This window comes from Pseudomonas sp. JAI115, from assembly GCF_014200835.1.
Classification (GTDB): domain Bacteria; phylum Pseudomonadota; class Gammaproteobacteria; order Pseudomonadales; family Pseudomonadaceae; genus Aquipseudomonas; species Aquipseudomonas putida_A.
On the sequence record NZ_JACHCY010000004.1, the window covers coordinates 185,675 to 204,627 of the forward strand.

The 18,953-nt window shown below is 55.0% G+C and carries 18 protein-coding genes and 2 pseudogenes; 13 read left to right on the forward strand and 7 right to left on the reverse strand.

The features are described from left to right. Window positions 1-2: 2 nt before the first annotated feature. Window positions 3-653, reverse strand: coding sequence for a DUF1120 domain-containing protein (locus HDC30_RS11680; protein ID WP_027610418.1), 651 nt, complete (start codon window positions 651-653; stop codon window positions 3-5). A gap of 312 nt (window positions 654-965) precedes the next feature. Between HDC30_RS11680 and HDC30_RS11685 the strand changes: the two genes are divergently transcribed. After that, window positions 966-2,516: a phospholipase D family protein gene (locus HDC30_RS11685; RefSeq protein ID WP_221303400.1), complete on the forward strand. Its 1,551-nt coding sequence runs from the start codon at window positions 966-968 to the stop codon at window positions 2,514-2,516. A 32-nt stretch (window positions 2,517-2,548) separates the two neighbouring features. On the opposite strand, the gene HDC30_RS11690 is transcribed toward HDC30_RS11685, so the two are convergent. Both HDC30_RS11690 and HDC30_RS11695 read right to left on the reverse strand, forming a co-directional pair. Continuing rightward, window positions 2,549-3,694, reverse strand: coding sequence for an MFS transporter (locus HDC30_RS11690; protein WP_183783043.1), 1,146 nt, complete (start codon window positions 3,692-3,694; stop codon window positions 2,549-2,551). A gap of 186 nt (window positions 3,695-3,880) precedes the next feature. Beyond that, window positions 3,881-5,374 (reverse strand): aldehyde dehydrogenase, encoded by a 1,494-nt coding sequence (locus tag HDC30_RS11695; protein WP_047596781.1) that lies wholly within the window; start codon window positions 5,372-5,374, stop codon window positions 3,881-3,883. A gap of 234 nt (window positions 5,375-5,608) precedes the next feature. On the opposite strand from HDC30_RS11695, the gene HDC30_RS11700 reads away from it, so the two are divergent. Further along, complete coding sequence (locus HDC30_RS11700) at window positions 5,609-5,971, forward strand: cupin domain-containing protein (protein WP_096796087.1); 363 nt, start codon at window positions 5,609-5,611, stop codon at window positions 5,969-5,971. Window positions 5,972-6,150: 179 nt separating this feature from the next. Here the strand turns inward: HDC30_RS11700 and rpmG are convergent, their stop codons facing one another. After that, window positions 6,151-6,306, reverse strand: a complete 156-nt coding sequence (gene rpmG / locus HDC30_RS11705; protein ID WP_003177274.1) for a 50S ribosomal protein L33 — start codon at window positions 6,304-6,306, stop codon at window positions 6,151-6,153. 11 nt (window positions 6,307-6,317) lie between these two features. Further along, a complete protein-coding gene (gene rpmB / locus HDC30_RS11710) occupies window positions 6,318-6,551 on the reverse strand; it encodes a 50S ribosomal protein L28 (protein ID WP_003229474.1) in 234 nt (77 codons plus the stop codon). Window positions 6,552-6,996: 445 nt separating this feature from the next. On the opposite strand from rpmB, the gene HDC30_RS11715 reads away from it, so the two are divergent. Then, the gene (locus tag HDC30_RS11715; protein WP_096796086.1) at window positions 6,997-8,583 is read left to right on the forward strand and encodes an ABC transporter substrate-binding protein; all 1,587 of its coding nucleotides are present in this window, start codon (window positions 6,997-6,999) and stop codon (window positions 8,581-8,583) included. A 134-nt stretch (window positions 8,584-8,717) separates the two neighbouring features. Here HDC30_RS11715 and HDC30_RS11720 read toward each other — a convergent pair. Then, window positions 8,718-8,876 (reverse strand): annotated as a pseudogene (locus HDC30_RS11720) (JAB domain-containing protein); the annotation flags it as partial. A 46-nt stretch (window positions 8,877-8,922) separates the two neighbouring features. On the opposite strand from HDC30_RS11720, the gene HDC30_RS11725 reads away from it, so the two are divergent. The 7 genes from HDC30_RS11725 to HDC30_RS11750 all read left to right on the forward strand — a co-directional run bounded on the left by HDC30_RS11725 (window position 8,923) and on the right by HDC30_RS11750 (window position 16,293). Beyond that, window positions 8,923-10,119 carry a tyrosine-type recombinase/integrase gene (locus HDC30_RS11725; protein ID WP_183783045.1) on the forward strand — a complete coding sequence of 399 codons (1,197 nt, stop codon included), beginning with the start codon at window positions 8,923-8,925 and terminating at the stop codon, window positions 10,117-10,119. Further along, window positions 10,112-10,786 carry a hypothetical protein gene (locus HDC30_RS29140; RefSeq protein ID WP_260319906.1) on the forward strand — a complete coding sequence of 225 codons (675 nt, stop codon included), beginning with the start codon at window positions 10,112-10,114 and terminating at the stop codon, window positions 10,784-10,786. Before HDC30_RS11725 ends, HDC30_RS29140 begins: the two co-directional genes overlap by 8 nt. Before the next feature lie 480 nt (window positions 10,787-11,266). Further along, entirely contained in the window at window positions 11,267-11,719 is a 453-nt protein-coding gene (locus HDC30_RS29145) for a hypothetical protein (protein WP_260319907.1), read from the forward strand. A gap of 8 nt (window positions 11,720-11,727) precedes the next feature. Next, window positions 11,728-14,106 carry a hypothetical protein gene (locus HDC30_RS11735; RefSeq protein ID WP_183783047.1) on the forward strand — a complete coding sequence of 793 codons (2,379 nt, stop codon included), beginning with the start codon at window positions 11,728-11,730 and terminating at the stop codon, window positions 14,104-14,106. A gap of 8 nt (window positions 14,107-14,114) precedes the next feature. Continuing rightward, the gene (locus HDC30_RS11740; RefSeq protein ID WP_183783049.1) at window positions 14,115-14,474 is read left to right on the forward strand and encodes a hypothetical protein; all 360 of its coding nucleotides are present in this window, start codon (window positions 14,115-14,117) and stop codon (window positions 14,472-14,474) included. 527 nt (window positions 14,475-15,001) lie between these two features. Further along, window positions 15,002-15,316, forward strand: a complete 315-nt coding sequence (locus tag HDC30_RS11745; RefSeq protein WP_183783515.1) for a helix-turn-helix domain-containing protein — start codon at window positions 15,002-15,004, stop codon at window positions 15,314-15,316. Window positions 15,317-15,483: 167 nt separating this feature from the next. After that, window positions 15,484-16,293 (forward strand): DUF1173 family protein, encoded by an 810-nt coding sequence (locus tag HDC30_RS11750; protein WP_183783051.1) that lies wholly within the window; start codon window positions 15,484-15,486, stop codon window positions 16,291-16,293. Window positions 16,294-16,554: 261 nt separating this feature from the next. Here HDC30_RS11750 and HDC30_RS11755 read toward each other — a convergent pair. Then, window positions 16,555-17,655: pseudogene (locus HDC30_RS11755) on the reverse strand (IS3 family transposase). 126 nt (window positions 17,656-17,781) lie between these two features. Between HDC30_RS11755 and HDC30_RS29465 the strand changes: the two are divergent. The 3 genes from HDC30_RS29465 to HDC30_RS11775 all read left to right on the forward strand — a co-directional run bounded on the left by HDC30_RS29465 (window position 17,782) and on the right by HDC30_RS11775 (window position 18,951). Continuing rightward, window positions 17,782-18,006 carry a transposase gene (locus HDC30_RS29465; RefSeq protein WP_183783053.1) on the forward strand — a complete coding sequence of 75 codons (225 nt, stop codon included), beginning with the start codon at window positions 17,782-17,784 and terminating at the stop codon, window positions 18,004-18,006. 95 nt (window positions 18,007-18,101) lie between these two features. Beyond that, the gene (gene tnpB / locus HDC30_RS11765) at window positions 18,102-18,431 is read left to right on the forward strand and encodes an IS66 family insertion sequence element accessory protein TnpB (protein ID WP_183783056.1); all 330 of its coding nucleotides are present in this window, start codon (window positions 18,102-18,104) and stop codon (window positions 18,429-18,431) included. Between the two features lie 349 nt (window positions 18,432-18,780). Further along, a complete protein-coding gene (locus HDC30_RS11775; RefSeq protein WP_409347907.1) occupies window positions 18,781-18,951 on the forward strand; it encodes a type II toxin-antitoxin system MqsR family toxin in 171 nt (56 codons plus the stop codon). The last annotated feature ends 2 nt before the right edge of the window (window positions 18,952-18,953 follow it).

The following is an 18,953-nucleotide window of genomic DNA, read 5'->3' on the forward strand; positions in this document are numbered from 1 at the left end:
GATCAGAGGTAGAACATCTCGAAGGTCACCGAGCCATCGAGCGGGATCTCGCTGGTGATCGGCAGCGCGTTGCTCGGGCCGATGATCGGCAACAGGCTCATCGGAAACCCGTGGTGACGGGCCGCGACCGGGCCAGCTGCCACGCCGGGACCCCATGAGTAGAGCGCCGGGGCATTGCCCACCAGCGGCGAAGCAGGCAATTGCCACGCCGGTGCTGCCAGAGTGCGTGTCATCAGAGTCTGCGGCGCACCGTCGGCTTCCGGACGACCGTGACGCAGCGCAAATCCGCCGATACGGATGCCGTTGATTTCACCCAGGCCGTAGAACAAAGCCGGATCGTTATTACCGGCACCATCGTTGATGCCCGGCAATTTGGTGGCTGTACGATTGTCTCTGACCGACACCTCGACCGATGCCTCTGCATCACAGTTGATGTGCAGCGAAATGTCGTGGGTCGGCAGCAGCGTCTGCGTGGTCTTGTTCAGGGTAGCTGCGGATATTTTGCGCAAATCTACCGTGCCGCCACCGGCAAATGCGGGGATGCACGACGTCGGAATAATGGTTCCGACCACACTCAGGTCCACGCTCTCAGCGACCACCAGGGTGGGTAATACTGCAGCCGCGACGGCTACCATCCATGTTGTTTTTTTCATCAGTCCCTACTTCATCGGTTATTGATCAATGGCAGTTGTTCAGCGCATTGCCTTCACAAGACGCTGAACACCGGGGCGATGATTTCGTTTTTTGCAGGAATCGTATGTAGGAATAGGCACCGACCAAGAGCTGAAAAAACAACAAAACAAATAGTCCAAAACCACAGGCGAACTCATTCCTACTTTTGAACGACTAATTGTTTACACAGTGTGGCGAGGATCCGCCGGAAACGGTCTTGGAAATCCTCTGCGTGCCATACTCCGTCACCCCCTGCCTCCAGCCGAGAAACCAACGTGCAACCCGGAAAAAAATTGCTCGCTGTCTGTGTGTTGTGTTCGTTGGCCAGTGGTTGCGCCACCCTCGATGCGCCGCGCGAACCCAGCCAGGCGTTGCCGGCCGCGGGCTCCGCATTCGGTCGCTCGATTCAGACCCAGGCAGCGCCCTGGCAGGGCCGTTCCGGCTTCCGCTTGCTGTCCAACAGCACAGAAGCCTTCACCGCCCGCGCCGAGCTGATTCGCAATGCGCAAACCAGCCTCGACTTGCAGTACTACATCGTCCATGACGGCGTCAGCACGCGGATGCTGGTGGAGGAACTGCTCAAGGCCGCCGACCGCGGCGTGCGCGTACGCATCCTGCTCGACGACACCACCAGCGACGGCCTCGACACGATCATCGCCACGCTGGCGGCGCATCCACAGATCCAGATCCGCCTGTTCAATCCGCTGCACCTGGGCCGCAGCACCGGCGTGACCCGCGCCGCCGGACGCTTGTTCAACCTGTCGCTGCAACACCGGCGCATGCACAACAAACTGTTCCTGGCGGACAACAGCGTGGCCATCGTTGGCGGGCGCAATCTGGGCGACGAATATTTCGATGCCGAGCCAAACCTGAATTTCACCGACATCGACATGCTCAGCGTCGGCCCGGTGGCAGAGCAGCTCGGGCACAGTTTCGACCAGTACTGGAATAGCGCGCTGAGCAAGCCGATCGACGAATTCCTCTCCAGTAAACCAAGCGCCAAAGACCTGCAGAACACCCGCACGCGTCTGGAAGAGTCGCTGGATGAAACCCGTAAACAGAATCACGCGCTGTATCAACAGTTGATGACGTTCAAGACCGCGCCACGCATGGACATCTGGCGCAAGGAACTGATCTGGGCCTGGAACCAGGCGCTGTGGGATGCGCCGAGCAAAGTGCTGGCCAAGGACGAACCGGACCCGCAACTGCTGCTGACCACGCAACTGGCGCCGGAGCTGCGCGGCGTCAGCAAAGAGCTGATCATGATCTCGGCGTACTTTGTGCCCGGCCAGCCGGGGCTGGTGTACCTGACCGGGCGCGCCGACGCCGGGGTCTCGGTGAGCCTGCTGACCAACTCGCTGGAAGCCACCGATGTGCCGGCGGTGCACGGCGGTTATGCGCCGTATCGCAAGGCGCTGCTGGAGCACGGGGTAAAACTGTATGAGCTGCGCCGTCAGCCTGGGGATAACTATGGCAGTGGCCCGCACCTGTTTTACAGCAAGTCTTTCCGTGGTTCGGATTCCAGCCTGCACAGCAAGGCGATGATTTTCGATCGGCAGAAAGCGTTCATCGGCTCGTTCAACTTCGATCCGCGCTCAGTGCTGTGGAACACCGAAGTCGGGGTGCTGGTGGACAGCCCGGAACTGGCCGAACACGTGCGCGAACTGGCGCTGCAAGGCATGGCGCCGGCCCTGAGTTATCAGGCGAAACTGCAGGATGGCGAGATCGTCTGGGTGACCGAGGACAACGGCCAAATGCACACGCTGAGCAAGGAACCGGGGAGTTGGTGGCGGCGCTTCAACGCGTGGTTCAGCACCACTGTCGGTCTTGAGCGGATGTTGTAATCGCATTTGTATGCGCTCCCACAGGGAAGTATTCAAGCAGTCTGTGGTTCGGTGCCGAATGCCCCCTGACGCATCAGTAGAATCACCAATCCAAACGCCCCCGCCGCCATCAACAACGGCAACGCATGCCCGCTGATCCACTGACTGCCCGCCCCCGCCAGCAACGGCCCGATCAGACAGCCGACACCCCACAGCTGCGCAATGTGCGCATTGGCCCGCACCAGCGCATCGTCGCGATAACGCTCGCCGATCAGGATCAGTGACAAGGTGAACAACCCGCCCGCACTGGCGCCGAACAACACCCACAACGGCCAGATCAGCAGCGTGTCGATCGACAGCGGAATCGCCAGACTCGACAGCATCAGGATCACTGCGCAACCGGCGAACAACGTGCGCCGCGACAGGTAATCCGCCAGCGCGCCGATCGGCAGTTGCAACAGTGCGTCGCCGACCACCACCGTGCTGACCATCGCCAACGCAATCTCGGCGGTGAAGCCCTGTTGCAGGCAATACACCGGCAACAGCGTGAGGATCATCGCTTCAAACGCAGCGAACAGTGACACCGCCCAGGCAATCGCCGGCAGCTCCCGGGCAAACCCCCACAGATCGCTGAACGTCACACTGCTGGCTTCACTGCTCGGCGCACCGCTGCGACCCATCAACAGCAAAGGCGAAACCGTCAGCAACCCGACACCGACCCAGAAACCATAATCATGCTCAGTGCCTAGCGCACCCAGCAGCAGCGGACCAGACAGTTGGCTCAGCGCATAGCTGCTGCCATACAGAGCGACCAGACGACCGCGCCAGTGTTCGATGACCAGTTGATTGATCCAGCTCTCGCCGAGGATGAATACGATGGTCAGGATCACCCCGATCATCAGGCGCAGCACCAGCCAGACCGGATAACTCGGCAACAGCGCGAGCAAGCCGATCGACAACGCCCCGGCCCACAGGCACAGGCGCATCAGGTTCGCGGTGCCGAGACGTGCCGCCAGATGACTGGAAATCTTCGCGCCCAGCAATACGCCAATCGCCGGCATCGCCGCCATCACGCCGATGGCGAAAGAGCCGTAACCCCAGCTCTCCAGACGCAACGACACCAGCGGCATGCTGACCCCCAGGGCCAGGCCGACACTCAAGACAGACGCCAACACGGCGAAATACGTCGCCCAACGCATGGTCCACGCTCCTGTGGATATTCTTATATGCACCACAAAACCACTGTGGGAGCGGGCTTGCTCGCGAAAACGATTTCACATTCAGCAGATGTGCTGACTGATACACCGCTTTCGCGAGCAAGCCCGCTCCCACAGGGGATCTCCGTAAGTTCGGGAGCCTGAACGAATCAGGCTCCCGCTAACGGCTTACAGCTTGATCCACGTCGCCTTCAGCTCGGTGTATTTGTCGAACGCGTGCAGCGACTTGTCGCGACCGTTGCCCGACTGCTTGAAGCCGCCGAACGGTGCGGTCATGTCGCCGCCGTCGTACTGGTTGACCCACACGCTGCCGGCGCGCAGTGCTTTGGCAGTCAGGTGCGCCTTGGAGATGTCCTGAGTCCATACCGCAGCGGCCAGGCCGTACGGCGTGTCGTTGGCGATCTGGATCGCTTCTTCGGCGGTATCGAAGGCGATGACCGACAGCACCGGGCCGAAAATCTCTTCCTGAGCGATCTTCATCGCGTTGCTCACACCGTCGAAAATCGTCGGCTCGACGTAAGTGCCACCGGTTTCCTGGAGGATGCGCTTGCCGCCCGCCACCAGTTTGGCGCCGTCGGTGTGACCGGATTCGATGTACGACAGCACGGTGTTCATCTGCTGGGTATCGACCAGCGCACCGACATTGGTTGCCGGGTCCAGCGGATTGCCCGGCTTCCAGGCTTTCAGCGCCTCGATCACCATCGGCAGGAATTTGTCCTTGATCGAGCGTTCGACCAGCAGACGCGAACCGGCGGTGCAGACTTCGCCCTGGTTGAAGGCGATGGCGCTGGCGGCGGATTCGGCAGCGGCTTGCAGGTCCGGAGCATCGGCGAAGACGATATTCGGGCTCTTGCCGCCGGCTTCCAGCCACACGCGCTTCATGTTCGATTCGCCGGAGTAGATCATCAGTTGCTTGGCGATCTTGGTCGAACCGGTGAACACCAGCGTGTCGACGTCATTGTGCAGCGCCAGCGCCTTGCCGACGGTGTGACCATAGCCCGGCAGCACGTTGAGCACGCCTTTCGGGATACCGGCCTCAACCGCCAGCGCAGCGATGCGGATGGCGGTCAGCGGGGATTTTTCCGACGGTTTGAGGATCACCGAGTTACCGGTCGACAGCGCCGGGCCGAGTTTCCAGCAAGCCATCATCAGCGGGAAGTTCCACGGCACGATGGCGCCGACAACGCCCACCGGCTCGCGGGTCACCAGACCCAGTTGATCGTGCGGCGTGGCGGCGACTTCGTCGTAGATCTTGTCGATCGCCTCACCGCTCCAGCTCAGCGCTTGCGCCGCGCCCGGCACGTCGATGTACAGCGAATCGCTGATCGGTTTACCCATGTCGAGGGTTTCGAGCAGCGCCAGCTCTTCAGCGTGCTGCTTGAGCAAGCTGGCGAAACGAATCATGGTGGCTTTGCGTTTGGTCGGCGCCAGGCGCGACCACACGCCGGAATTGAAGGTGGCGCGGGCGTTTTCCACGGCGCGCTGGGCGTCGGCGGCGTCACAGCTGGCGATCTTGCCCAGCAGACGGCCATCGACCGGGCTGATGCACTCGAAGGTTTCGCCGGAGACGGCGTCGGTGTATTCACCGTTGAGGTAGGCGCGGCCTTCGATCTTCAGGTCGCGAGCACGTTGTTCCCAATCGGCACGAGTCAGGGTGGTCATTCGAGTGTCCTCCTCTTGTTGAATAGAGCGCCGCGTTCTTCGCGGTCGTCTTCAGGAATGCTGCCCGGCCAGCCTGCTTTTCGGCCCAAGGCACCCGCCACCCTAAACCAGCGGCCGGGGTTGTTTCAATATATTTGACATAAGCGCGCCATACGCCCTTGCGGTGTTCATTTTAATAAACATAGACTTTGGCCCTTTCAAGCCACCGCGCCGTCATCACGGGAGAAAACAACAATGAACATCCAGAACGTCGTCGATATCAGCCTGACCAGCAGCGAAGCCGAACGCTATCGCCCGGATCCGGCCAAAGTGCTCAAGGGCGATCCCGAGCAAGCGGTGTTCAACCAGTACGACAGCCCTTGTGGGCAAATGGGTGTCGGCGTGTGGGAAGGTGCGGTGGGTCAGTGGATGGTGAACTACACCGAGCACGAATACTGCGAAATCCTGCAAGGGGTTTCGGTGCTGCGTGACAGCGATGGCAATGCCAAGACCTTGCGTGTTGGCGACCGCTTTGTGATTCCGGCCGGCTTCCGTGGTACCTGGGAAGTGCTGGAGGCTTGCCGCAAGATCTATGTGATCTTTGAACAGAAGGCCTGAGTCTTTCGCTGATATTACCGGCCCCTTCGCGAGCAGGCTCGCTCCCACATTCGACCGCATTCCATTGTGGGAGCGAGCCTGCTCGCGAAAGCGTCGCAACAGTCAGCACAAAACTCCAGGCAACAAAAAAGGCCCGCATCTCACGATACGGGCCTTTTTCGTAAGTCGGGAAAAATCAATTACTTGATTTTGCCTTCCTTGTAGATCACGTGCTTGCGAACAACCGGATCATATTTCTTGATCTCGATTTTGTCCGGGGTAGTACGCTTGTTCTTGTCGGTAGTGTAGAAGTGACCAGTACCGGCGCTCGAGATCAAACGAATCAATTCACGCATGATTAGCTCCCTTAAATCTTGCCATCGCGGCGAAGTTCGGCGAGCACGACACTGATGCCACGCTTGTCGATGATGCGCATGCCTTTGGCAGATACGCGCAGACGCACAAAACGTTTCTCTTCTTCAACCCAGAAGCGGTGATGCTGCAGGTTCGGCAGGAAACGACGACGGGTTTTGTTGTTTGCGTGGGAAATGTTATTCCCGGTTACCGGACCCTTACCGGTAACTTGACATACTCTCGACATGCCTCAGCCCTCTAAAACCACATGCCCAACCCGGCATGGGTTGGCCGCTTAATCTCTCAGTCATTTGGCGCCAGGCGCCGCGTTTCTTTAGAGGTCTTACCGGCTACACCTACAGTGAAGGAACCGGGCCCCTAGAAAAGAGCGCTGCTTTATACCAGAAAGACCGGGGTGCAACAACAATGGATGTGCAATCGACCGGTAAAAAGGCGCACTTTCCGCCTGCAGACGCTTTGGATAAAGGCTGAGGCGAGTTTTGACCACTCGTCGCAGAAAACCGCTCTAACAGACGTTTTCGACTTTTCCTCGTGCACCGTGGTCTGAAAAACGTCACTGGGCTGCCCCAAAAATGCAAAAAGGGGATAGTCATTTGCAATCCAGCCCTCTAGGGTAACCCTTTTCCAGACTGCACCTGCAGATGGCCTTCGATCTGTAAAGGAAGCCGACCATGCGCCTCGCTGCCCTACCCCTGTTGCTCGCCCCGCTTCTGCTGAGCCCCCTGGCCCAGGCTGCCGCCCTGAGCGTGTGCACCGAGGCCAGCCCTGAAGGGTTCGACGTGGTGCAATACAACTCGCTGACCACCACCAATGCCTCGGCCGATGTGCTGATGAATCGCCTGGTCGACTTCGACACCGCCAGCGGCAAAGTCGTGCCGAGCCTGGCCGACAGCTGGGAAGTCAGCACCGACGGCCTGACTTATGTGTTCAAGCTGCACCCGCAGGTGAAGTTTCACAGCACTGACTATTTCAAGCCGACCCGTACCCTGAGCGCCGAAGACGTCAAATTCAGCTTCGACCGCATGCTCGATCCGGCCAACCCATGGCACAAAGTGGCGCAAAGCGGCTTTCCGCACGCCCAGTCCATGCAGTTGCCGGCGCTGATCAAGAAGATCGACGCGCTTGACCCGCTGACCGTGCGCTTTACCCTCGACCACCCGGACTCGACGTTCCTCGCGACCCTGAGCATGGGCTTCGCCTCCATCTATTCCGCCGAATACGCCGACAAGCTGCTCAAGGCCGACGCCACCGACAAGCTCAACAGCCAGCCGATCGGCACCGGTCCGTTCGTGTTCACACGCTTCCAGAAAGACGCCTCTGTGCGCTACAAGGCCAACCCGGACTATTTCGGCGGCAAGCCGGCGGTCGACCCGCTGATCTTCGCCATCACCCCGGACGCCAACGTGCGCCTGCAAAAGCTGCGGCGCAACGAGTGCCAGATCGCCCTGTCGCCGAAACCGCTGGACGTGAAGGCTGCGCAGGAAGAGCCGACGCTGAAAGTGGAAAAGACTGACGCCTTCATGACCGCTTTCGTCGGCATCAACAGCCAGCATCCACCGCTGGACAAGCCGGAAGTGCGCCAGGCGATCAACCTCGCCTTCGACAAGGCCAACTACGTCAAAGCCGTGTTCGAAGACACCGCCGAACCCGCCAACGGCCCTTACCCGCCGAACACCTGGAGCTACGCGAAGAACCTGCCGGGCTATCCGCACGACGTGGCCAAAGCCAAGGCGTTGCTGGCCAAGGCCGGACTCAAGGACGGCTTCCAGACCACCATCTGGACGCGTCCGTCCGGCAGCCTGCTCAACCCGAATCCGAGTCTGGGCGCGCAATTGCTGCAATCGGATCTGGCGGAAATCGGCATTCAGGCGGAAATCCGCGTGATCGAGTGGGGCGAACTGATTCGCCGCGCCAAGGCTGGCGAGCATGACCTGCTGTTCATGGGCTGGGCCGGCGACAACGGCGACCCGGATAACTTCCTCACGCCGCAGTTTTCCTGCGCGGCGGTCAAGTCCGGCACCAACTTCGCCCGCTACTGCAATGCCGACCTGGACAAACTGATCAGCGCCGGCAAGACCACCAGCGAACAAGGCGTACGCACCAAGCTGTACGAACAGGCGCAGGCGCAGATTCAGCAGCAGGCGCTGTGGCTGCCGCTGGCGCACCCGACCGCTTATGCGCTGACGCGCAAGGATGTGCAGGGTTACTCGGTGAGCCCGTTCGGGCGGCAGGACTACTCCAAGGTCAACCTGAAATAACCTTCCACAACACAGCCCCCTGTGGGAGCGGGCTCGCTCGCGAAGGCGTCGGATCAGCCAACATTTTTAGTGACTGACACATCGCCTTCGCGAGCAAGCCCGCTCCCACAGGGGTTGGTGTTTGTTGTTGAAAGCTACATCCAGCCACACTCCGCCATCGACAGCGGCTCGCCGTCGCCAATGATGAAGTGATCCAGCACCCGTACATCAATCAGGTCCAGAGCCTTCTGCAAGCGCTTGGTCAGTTGTCGATCCGCCTGGCTCGGATCGCTGTTCCCCGACGGGTGGTTGTGGCAGTTATGGTATATGTTTGGAAACGTTGCAGAGGTGGAGCTAGTGATGCCCGACATGCCTTACTGCGAAATCCGAATGATCCGGACCGCTTCCAATCGCCTCAGGCCTTACCTGTTGGTGGATGGGGTGCCAGTAATCTTAGCAAACCTATGGGCCGAAGATTTGCTGCACAAATCACGTCTCAATACCGTCGAAAACTACCTACGTGACATTGCAATCGCCTATGAGTGGGGTCTTAGCCGAGACTCCTCCCTAGAGCGAAAGCTTGAGCGCTTCGCAGTCTTCAGCTCCACGGAGCTAACTTCGCTGGCTGAACGCCTCTGCTCCACCAAGCGCGGTGCCGGAGCGAGCCAAGCGACATGTAAACGACGATTCGAAGCCATAAAATCATACATAGATTTCTCCTTTGAGCACTATGTAGAGCTCAATCGGTTGAGCCTTCTAGAGCAAATCCAAGCGGAGAAAAACAAAAATAAAAATCTGCAACACCTTAAAAAAAAAATCATCAAGATCGCGCAACAATCAGAACCATCGTTACCTGCTACCCCGCTTGACTCAAGCGAACAAGCTCTAGTCATGGATATTCTAAGTCCCGGAAATTCGAAAAATCCCTTTAAAAGCACACAAACACAAGCCCGTAACTACTGCCTTTTTTTGGTAATGCTTGAAACACTTGCCAGGCGCGGCGAAGCGGTCCTCATAGAATTAGACGACGTTGAGCTAGGGCGCACTCCTACAATCCGCATCAAACGTCCAAGCGACGTTAATAGGGAGCGAAGAAATGACGGGGCGAGCCTAAAGACACGCGGACGCATAGTTCCGATATCGGCGTCGCTGGCCGCTGTCCTGGGCGACTACATTTCTAATAATCGCGCCAAACTACTCAAACCGAAACGACCTTGCACCGCACTCTTCGTCAGCTCGCGTGACGGTCGACGACTCTCTGCTCGAACGATAAATACGATTCTCAGAATCGTTGCAGGCATTCTCAGCCTAATTAAGTCCTCGAAGCGGATTCATCCACATGGACTGAGATCGACGGGAGCAAATATAGCCCGCAAAAAACTTGAGAATAGTCGTGTTCCCAGCATCAATGTGAACGATGCCCTAGCCTACCTGGGAGGTTGGAGTCCGAACGGCCAGAGCGTTCAGAGCTATTCGCGACAAGCAATATCGGACCGTCTTGGAGAACTCTTGAGAGAATCCGAAATTAGAAAATCACGAGGTAATAACGATGACTAAACTTTCGCCAACGGATTTAACTGAGGAAATAGAAAGACACCTTGGCATTGAGGCTGAAGCCTTCCCTTTCACGGTGCAGTCCACTTTCGGTCAGACAATAAAATTACGCAACGCTAATGCATGGTTTGAAAAGCTAACAATCGAAATAATTGGGCGCGCACCGATGAATATCGTATGGGGCCACCCGCTACACGGCAACTTGTTAGTAGAGTGGCTGCTCAGAGGATGGTTTATTGATCGAATCCAAACCCACATTGACCTTAGACCATTGATCGTCGTTCAGCGAATCTTAGCTCCCCATCAGTTCCCGGGCGTTGACGCAGAGTCCATTGGAGATCAACTGTCGTCTATTGCCGTACGCGAATGTATTCGTCTAAAAGCATTAGGCCGCAACGATGAGTTAGTTGCCCTCCGTGTATTCTATCGGTGGTGCCTGGATGAGGACGTTTCAGGCTTCACTGAGTACGACAGCCTTGAGTTATCGCAGCTCACTGTAAAGGCATTCAATAACAAACACCTAGTGACGATGCGAGATGATGACTTCGGCCCCTTTACTCGGGTACAACTCACGCATATTGAAATGAACATTTTAATCAATGAGCATGTAACACATGCACAGCGAACCCTTTTTCTGCTTTGTCGCGACTGGGGCATTCGTCCAATATAACTAGCCCTCATGCAGGTCACAGACTTTGACTTAGATGAGAGTGGCGCTTTTGTCAGGGTACCAAGCGTGAAAGGTATTCGACGCTCAAGGCTTAGGAGGCATCCGAGCAACCTAGTAAAGCGTTACATTTCCAAGGATACTGCTGAAGCTGTAAAGCAACAGTGTGCCTTTGCGGAACACCAATGTAGAGCTGCATCCGAAGAAATTGAGAGATTATGCGCTAAACATGGCATCAGCTCCCCCGTATTGCCCATTCCATTGTTTCCTTCAGCCTATAGATCTGAGACTCGTCTCCTGCGATTCCTATCGAATCCAAAATTGACGCCATTCACGCTACACCAAGACAATCACCGGTTGAGCTATGAATTAACATCGCTCACTTGGTCGCTTAAGCTGTTTAATCCGCACAGAAGCTCTAACGACACAGCACCCTTCATGCGAATTTCCGCATACCGACTTCGTCGAACCAAAGGAACTTCCATGGTTTTATCTGGAGCATCTCCCGACGAAGTCGCGGAAGCTTTAGACCATATAAATCTAAACTCCATAAAACATTATTTTCGCTACAATCTGGAACTTCAAGAGTTTATCAATACGACTCATATGGCGAGCCCCGAAATCAACTCGGCAGTTCAGATGTGGAACGGCAAGTTTACGGATAAAACTACTGATAGATCTGCATTAACGTCTATCAGCAGCTTAGGGCTGTGCAGCTTGACCGAGCCATGTCCTTTCCATCCTACTGTGACTTGCTATGCATGCCCCAAATTCAGGCCCGGCCGTCATGCTGATCATGAAGCGGCTCTAGCTGACATTACTAAATTTCAGCAGATGCTTGGGAACACCTCTACGGGCGCCATGGCCCAGCAAGTCGAAGCAGCAATACATGGCGCCCAGGCGGTAATAATCGCAGTGAAGGAGCTAGGCAATTGAGCATGTGCATGACGGTTCTGGAAGAACGCTACAAACTTGCTCATCAGCAATTTGTAGAACTCAAATCTAGCGGTTTAGTCGCCGGAGATTTTGAGGGTAAGGTATGGCAATACCGATCGAGCAATATCCCGTTTACATCTCTCGGCTCTTTGCAAAAAAGGATCCAAGATCAGCCAATTCTTCCGACGGTAACGGGAAAGCTCGCTCGCTGTTTTATAGCTAAAGAAATGCTTAAACGGCCGTCAGCGGCGCTCCTGATAGGACATATGGCAGCGATCAGGCATCTTTCCGCCGTAATGGATAGTTGTAACACTGAATGGAGCGGCATTACTCGTAAACTCTTCGACCGTACTGTGGACTCAATTAAGCAACATCATTCTGAGTCTACAGTATATCATCGAGCGAATGCCCTGAAGGCCTTTCTAGATTTCCTCAACAACTTGAGCACAACCAACGGTGGGACGCCGCTTCGACTCCTTGACCGGTTCATCAATTGGAAAACCGGAGTACCTAACCCGACCCACAGCGCACTAGAACTTACGTCACAAGAATTCAACAATCGAGAAGAAACCCTATTCTCTCCGAATTTGCACCAGGGAATAGCGCAAGCTAGGTGGCTTATCAAAAACGATCCAAGTCTTGAACCAACCCCTGGCTTCGACAGAGTTCGCCTGGAAGCAATTTGCTTTGGTATGGCACTTGGTTTGAGGGTTGGTGAGATCACGAACTTACCGGCGAACTGCCTCTTTCAAGACTACGATACTCATACAACTTTCGTGCGGGTCCCTATTGAAAAGAACCCTATCCCTGCTGCGGTGCCAGTAGCGGAATTATGGACCGCCCCTCTTACGGAAGCCTATGAATATTTGCTCACGGCTTGTCAGGAGGCAAGAGAAAGAGCCCTTGATATCGAGACAAATGGTTTTTCTTTTGTAGAAAAGATGCTTGCAGACTACCGAGCCAAGCATCCTCTAGAACCCGGTGCTGTAGATCAGATCACAGCGCTGGACTTACCAGTAGAGCACCATTATTTTGTGGACGAAATATCAGAGTGTTTTCCGATATCCAGTAAAGAGCTTTATAGCGGCGGTCGATTTCATAGCTGCGGCATTGAACTCCCTAGAATAACGGCAGCACGCTTTGCGGTTTGGGTAGACGAACGCATGCGCAAATGGGACTGGTCAGACTACCTCAATAAGTACAAGAAAAATTGCTACAGTGTTTCAGTGCTTGATATAGGAGTTTACACCAACGCTTCAAAACCGTCAGTTAACAAAAGCAAATGGTTTATTGATTCCCTGCGCACCTTACTGAAAGAAATGGTACAAAGCGGGCTCTTTAAACCAGGCGCCAAACCTTCATACGTCCAGCTTTTAAATATCAAAAGTCGGTGGGCTCATATTAGAGATGTCATGCTATCTAGGAGAGGCGCTGGAGCCGGAGTGCCATCTTTGGTCATAGATATCCGACTGCTCAAGCGGGCTCTAGAAAAAAAGTACCGCTTTCACTTACAGCGCCATTTTGACGAACAGTTTGTAATGCCCGATTTAGGCGAAGAAGCACCTTACTATGCTAAGCACACGACCAATGGATACCCTAACAAACTGAGCGACAACCTGATAGTTATCTGGGAAAACCATTTTAACTCCGTATCTGAGCAAGGCATCATCCCGCGCCCCCTTTCCAGAGCCGATTTTTATAACTACCTCTCTTCAAACTCCTCGAAGAGCACAATTTTTCAACGTCTTGACCTGAGAGACCGAGACGGAAAAACATTCTCCATCACGCCTCATCAGATCCGCCGCTGGGTTACCACAGCTATTCTTCGCGCAGGACCATCCGAAGCAGCTGTAGACCTTTGGATGGGGCGCACTCCGCGACAGAGTCGTCAATATGACTATCGTACCGCTAAAGAAAGAGCAGAGTATGTAAGATCGCTTTACTTGACCAATAATCCTCCCCAAGATTTTTTGGGCAAGCTGGTCATCCGATGGCGGGAGGAGTTCATCGCTGATGACCTAATTGAAGCAATGATCATCGAGAAGTTAAACATTCTTAATCTAACGCCATGGGGCGGATGCTCGCGTGAGCTCTACATTAGCCCGTGTGACAGGGGCCTCATGTGTATCAGAGGCTTCGGCACAGACGCCGGGTGTAAATCATTTCATTTGAACCCTGATGATCTGGAGGCGAGGACTGCTATTGAGAACTTACTCCTTGAATACGAGCGGATTTTGAAGATCATTTTAGACAACGAGGCAGATATCACAACTAGCATTAAGTCTGAGCTAGATAGCACCCATGTATTCGACCAGCATGTGTTATTTGTGTTTGATATGGTTTCGAGCTGCAAGGCAGCCTTAGACGCTTACTCAAAATTTAAATAGGCCTCATCATGAAGCAGAACAAAAAATGGAAGGAGCAGGCGAAATATATACTCGCTGAGTATAAAGAGGGCCGGATGCAGGGACCACTCACACAAAAAGGGCTTTCCCAGCACGTCGCTGTCAGTCGCCAGACGCTGTGGAGAGATCAAGAAATTCGATCATTATATGCAGCCACCCTAGCCCATCTTAAAGATGTTAAAAATTCCAGGCGGGGAAATACAAGTGCTAGGATTTTTGCTCTCGAAGCGCAGCTGGAAAAAGCGCGAGCGGAGAACAATCGGCTGATTCAGTCGATCATCAAAGCCGCTCAACTCATGACAGAAGACTCGATTGATCCAAGACAGTACTTCGAGGATGCCACTACCTGACAAGCCTATTATTTTCTTCGGTAAAGCTCTCGGAAAGAACAATGTCGAAGGCAATCGCTGCCAATAGGCTGGCAATAGGCTGGCAATAGTGCCGGCCGTTCTGAACGGTGTAGCACCTGTGAAAGCCATCCTCACTCTGATTAATAGCCTCCAAAGGCTCCATTGACCATCCACCGCTACCATTCATCCAACCAGGGGTGACGATCTGCAGCGACAACTCAGCCGCGCCCTCTACAGCCATCCGCGTGAACTGCTCAAGTGTTCGCATGTCCTCTAGAAAAAAGACTTCAACACACGATTCCTCTCCCCGTTCCCTTGTAACGGTGATGTGGAGCCATGGCGCTAAAAAGCCGTTGCTCTATGAAGTGCCCAGCCTGCTGATCTTCGGCCAGCCAAGCATGGGAACGATTCACTTCTGCCCATCGGTTGGTGATAAACATACCGCACCCCTTTCAAATGAACAGTATACATTGTATGTCATATACCACTCAGAAGGTGCCTTATCTTTCTCTTTGCGGAACAGCAAAGTGGAATTGAAAAGCGCATTCGGTCAGATTTTGCAGTGGGGGAGAGTTAAGCAAAAGCTGACCCAGGAAGATTTCGCGACGGTGAGCAGTCGCACATATATCAGCACGCTTGAGAGAGGCCGTTACGTTCCGACCATTCAAAAATTGGACACCATCGCGCCCGTGTTAGGAGTGCATCCAGTCACGTTGATGGTAGGTAGCTATGCCCTTAAGGAGAACCGACCAGCGAAGGATCTCCTCGCTCAGAGCTCCCAGGAAGCTGACCGCCTCGATCTTGAGGCCGCTCTGTCAGACCTGAGCAAAACCTGCCGCTAGATCTGGTAATAGTGCATCCAGCGGGAATATTTGTGCCGGCACAGATGGCATCGACTCTGGCGCGAAAATTGGAATTGCGGCCCAATTCAGCTTTGCGTAAGCCAGCGTGGCGCCCACTGATGTGCACTGCATATCAGGGGATTAATTTTTTCTGAGCCGAAGGAAGAATGTCTCAGACATATCCAATTGAAATCGCGGAGACCAAGGCTGTCTTCTACCCGAAACAGCAAGCGGAAGACCGATGGGAACAAGCCTTGGAGAGGGCGCATTTGAAAACCTATACCATGTGTCACTGCCTTTCCGACGGCAATGAGTGTAAGCTGGCAATTAGACGTATTCGATCCGGCTACGTGTTCGCTCGTTACCAAGACACCAATCATAATCATCGGCGCAACTGTCAGTTCTATGGCCCGAGTCGCGGTCAGTCAGGTATGCAGGGCTATACGCGAAAAGCAGTTAATGTCCGAGCGGATGGCGGGTTAACTGTAAGCCTCGCCCGGGGATTGAAGGCCCCAAAATCTGAGGTGGAAAATGATGCACCGCCAAATGCCCCCCGTCACGGAGATCGAGCTGTACGACGCGACACCATGCGCCTGGGCGGGCTTCTCGACCTTCTCTGGGAAGAGGCATCGTTAAACCGTTGGGATCGGGCAAAGCCAACCTACTGGGACGTGAGGGTTGGGACTGCTTTGCTGCGTCAAGCTGAAAAGATGCATGTAGGCCGCCTCACGCTGGATCAAGCGTTATTACTGCCGGCAGAGCGCAGCCGGCAAGAGAATGGCAAAACTATCGAGCATCAACGTAATCTTGATGTCTTGGCATTTGCGAGAAAACTAAATCTTCGGCCTATTGCGATCAGTCCGCTTGCTAGATATGACCGAGCGCGGGACGTTAGGCAGATACACCAAGCACCACTCGCGGAGAGGAATGCGAGTTACAGCTTAGGCTCGGGACGCCATATGGGATGCCTCAGCTAATGCTTGACGGCGCGCGAAGCGCAGCTCCTCGGCGTGGCTATGGCATTGAGCTAGCGGCTCGGATAAACGGCAAGAAAGTTTATCCCATTACCCAACTAGGCAGTCCGTCCAAATGATCGCAGATTTGCAGATATTTTGGACGTTAGCCCTCTCTATGTGAGTGAACGCTTTATTCCGCTGGACTCAAGCCATGAGGATGAGCTTGAGCATTATGCGTCCGGCGAAGTCATCTACCCAGCCCCGCAGGGCCAGGTGTAGTGGTCAACTGATCCCGGACACGACTTTAAGTCTTTTTTCGGACTGAGCTGGTGGTAGCCCGTTGTTGAACTGGTGTGGCCGAATCCAGTTGTAGCGATGCATCAAATAATGACTGATATCTCGCTGCGCTTCTTGGGCCGTCATGTAGCCAACGGTCGGTACTCCGCAAAACACACTCCATAGGCGAGTTATCGTAGCAATTACCTCCACGACTCATGCTCTGACGTATGCGATACCGCCAGAGCCGCTGGCAAAATTGTCGGCTGCCGTATTGGGAGCCCTGATCCGAGTGAAACAGCAGGCCTTGGGACTTGCCGCGTTGCTCATAGGCCATGTCCAGCGCCTTGATCACCAAGCCCGTATCCGGTTTGCTCACAGCCAGGTAATGCCATTTTCCTTGCGCCCAGATGTAGGTAATGTCGCCGCATCAGACTTGATTGGGCGCAGGCACATCGAACTCTCGATTCAGAATATTCGGAATGTCTGGTCGCTCGACCGTCGCTTTTTTATAAGGATGCGAGCCCGGTTGCTTGCTGATCAATCCCAGTTCTCGCACCAGACCACGCACCTTGAACCGGCCAATCTGCTCGCCATCTTCCTGCATCATCGACACAAGGCTGCGGCTGCCGGCAGAGCTTCGACTTTGCGTGAACAATTCGTTGACCCGACTGCGTAATCGAATCCGTTCAACATCTGGAGTTCATCGCCTGAAGCGACGGCTGTAGCAGCACGAGCGCGGTACATCAAAGGGTTCGCAAAGTAACTCAACTTGCTCGCGCGCACTCAGCTGATCAATTAGCGCATGCGCTCGTGTTCTTCTGACATCAAGAGCGCGGTAGCCTTTTTTAAAATAGATTTCTCCCGCTCAAGACGGGCAATCCGGGCTTCCAGCTCCTGAATTTTCTGCTGCTCGGGCGTCAGGGCTTTGCTCTGTGGGGTTACACCGTTGCACTCCTGTTGAAGCTGGTTGGCCCAGCGACGCAATGCAGACTCGACCACTCGGAGTGAGCGACAGGCTTCGATATGGCTGTAGCATTGATCGAGCACGACGCCTGCGGCCTCGCGTTTGAATTCAGCGGAAAAGGTACGGGGTTGTTTGGTCATCAGACACCTCTATCTGACGAGCATTCTCGCCTAAATGGGTGTCCGGTTTCATTAGACCACTACAAGGAGATGGTGTGCACTTAAATTTAAGTGGGCACCAGTTCCAGCCTTTTAAGCGGGTATTTCATGCGACCACAACGCCGTTCCTACTTCAAGTCCTTCAAAGTCCTGGTCATTCAAGAGTCTGCCCAGCCCGGAGCTTCAATTGCCAGCATCGCGCTCAGCCATGGTCTCAACGCAAACCTCGTACACAAATGGATTCGGCTGCAAGCGCAGAAAAGCACGGCGCTGCAACCTGCATTCATTCCGTTACCCATGCAGCTGGCCGTAGCAAATTCGCACGCAGCATAATGCGTTGAAATCCAGCACCCGCGCAGTACCGTCAAAGTGAACTGGCCAACCAAAAGTGCTGTTGCCTGCGCGACCTTTCTTCGAGACCTGCTGCGATGCTTCGCATCGATTCCATCTGGCTCGCCACCGAGCCGATGGACATGCGCGCCGGTACCGCGTTGGCCAGAGTGATCACGGTGTTTGGTGCGGCGAAGCCGCACTGGGCTTATCTGTTCGCCAACCGCCGCGCCACTCGTATGCAAGTTTTGGTGCATGACGGCTTCGGCATCTGGCTGGCGGCTCGCCGGCTGTACCAGGGTAAGCTCCACTGGCCAAGCATTCGCCATGGCTCTGAAATAGAGTTGGATACCGAGCAACTCCAGGCTCTGGTGTTGGGCTTGCCGTGGCAGCGCGCAGGCTCCGGCGGTGCGATCACACTGCTTTAACGGCTGCCATTGCCAATCGATCTATCACCGCGAATCGCCTGGTCTGGCAAAATCGGCACCATGACTTCGCTCGCGGTAGGGGTGGCAGGTAACTGCCATCCGTACCGCGACCGCTTAACGCTCCACTCTATGCGGCACTCGCTGGCGTCCTTAATGCAGGCCAAAGGGGTTCCTACGGCTTACGCTCAAGCTGTCATGGAGCACGCATCAGGCACCATTACCTTTGATGTCTATGGGTCAGGCGTACCCCGTTGAGACCGTCGCTAAGATGCTCGTGGGACTGCTTAAAGCGACTGGCACTGAAATAACCTACTTGCCAACTAACATCCTATTAGGTTAACGTTCGGTCATGGCTGTGGTAATGGCCCTTCAACTAATGGATTTTTACAAGAGCATGACCACTCATGCTGCCCACGCGATTTGGCAAGACGTGTATCGGCCACACACGAAGACGGGGAAGGCATATCTGAAACTCACGGTAATTGAAGACGTGCTGATCGTGTCCTTTAAAGAGTTATAAAA

What these genes read in the sequence shown, in the direction of transcription:
- HDC30_RS11695 (WP_047596781.1), bottom strand. Translation starts at nt 5,374, where the DNA reads ATGACCACCCTGACTCGTGCCGATTGGGAACAACGTGCTCGCGACCTG.
- rpmG (WP_003177274.1), bottom strand. Translation starts at nt 6,306, where the DNA reads ATGCGTGAATTGATTCGTTTGATCTCGAGCGCCGGTACTGGTCACTTC.
- HDC30_RS11700 (WP_096796087.1), top strand. Translation starts at nt 5,609, where the DNA reads ATGAACATCCAGAACGTCGTCGATATCAGCCTGACCAGCAGCGAAGCC.
- tnpB (WP_183783056.1), top strand. Translation starts at nt 18,102, where the DNA reads ATGCTTCGCATCGATTCCATCTGGCTCGCCACCGAGCCGATGGACATG.
- HDC30_RS29140 (WP_260319906.1), top strand. Translation starts at nt 10,112, where the DNA reads ATGACTAAACTTTCGCCAACGGATTTAACTGAGGAAATAGAAAGACAC.
- HDC30_RS11680 (WP_027610418.1), bottom strand. Translation starts at nt 653, where the DNA reads ATGAAAAAAACAACATGGATGGTAGCCGTCGCGGCTGCAGTATTACCC.
- HDC30_RS29465 (WP_183783053.1), top strand. Translation starts at nt 17,782, where the DNA reads ATGCGACCACAACGCCGTTCCTACTTCAAGTCCTTCAAAGTCCTGGTC.
- HDC30_RS11775 (WP_409347907.1), top strand. Translation starts at nt 18,781, where the DNA reads ATGGCTGTGGTAATGGCCCTTCAACTAATGGATTTTTACAAGAGCATG.
- rpmB (WP_003229474.1), bottom strand. Translation starts at nt 6,551, where the DNA reads ATGTCGAGAGTATGTCAAGTTACCGGTAAGGGTCCGGTAACCGGGAAT.
- HDC30_RS11740 (WP_183783049.1), top strand. Translation starts at nt 14,115, where the DNA reads ATGAAGCAGAACAAAAAATGGAAGGAGCAGGCGAAATATATACTCGCT.
- HDC30_RS11725 (WP_183783045.1), top strand. Translation starts at nt 8,923, where the DNA reads ATGCCCGACATGCCTTACTGCGAAATCCGAATGATCCGGACCGCTTCC.
- HDC30_RS29145 (WP_260319907.1), top strand. Translation starts at nt 11,267, where the DNA reads ATGGTTTTATCTGGAGCATCTCCCGACGAAGTCGCGGAAGCTTTAGAC.
- HDC30_RS11735 (WP_183783047.1), top strand. Translation starts at nt 11,728, where the DNA reads ATGACGGTTCTGGAAGAACGCTACAAACTTGCTCATCAGCAATTTGTA.
- HDC30_RS11750 (WP_183783051.1), top strand. Translation starts at nt 15,484, where the DNA reads ATGTCTCAGACATATCCAATTGAAATCGCGGAGACCAAGGCTGTCTTC.
- HDC30_RS11690 (WP_183783043.1), bottom strand. Translation starts at nt 3,694, where the DNA reads ATGCGTTGGGCGACGTATTTCGCCGTGTTGGCGTCTGTCTTGAGTGTC.
- HDC30_RS11715 (WP_096796086.1), top strand. Translation starts at nt 6,997, where the DNA reads ATGCGCCTCGCTGCCCTACCCCTGTTGCTCGCCCCGCTTCTGCTGAGC.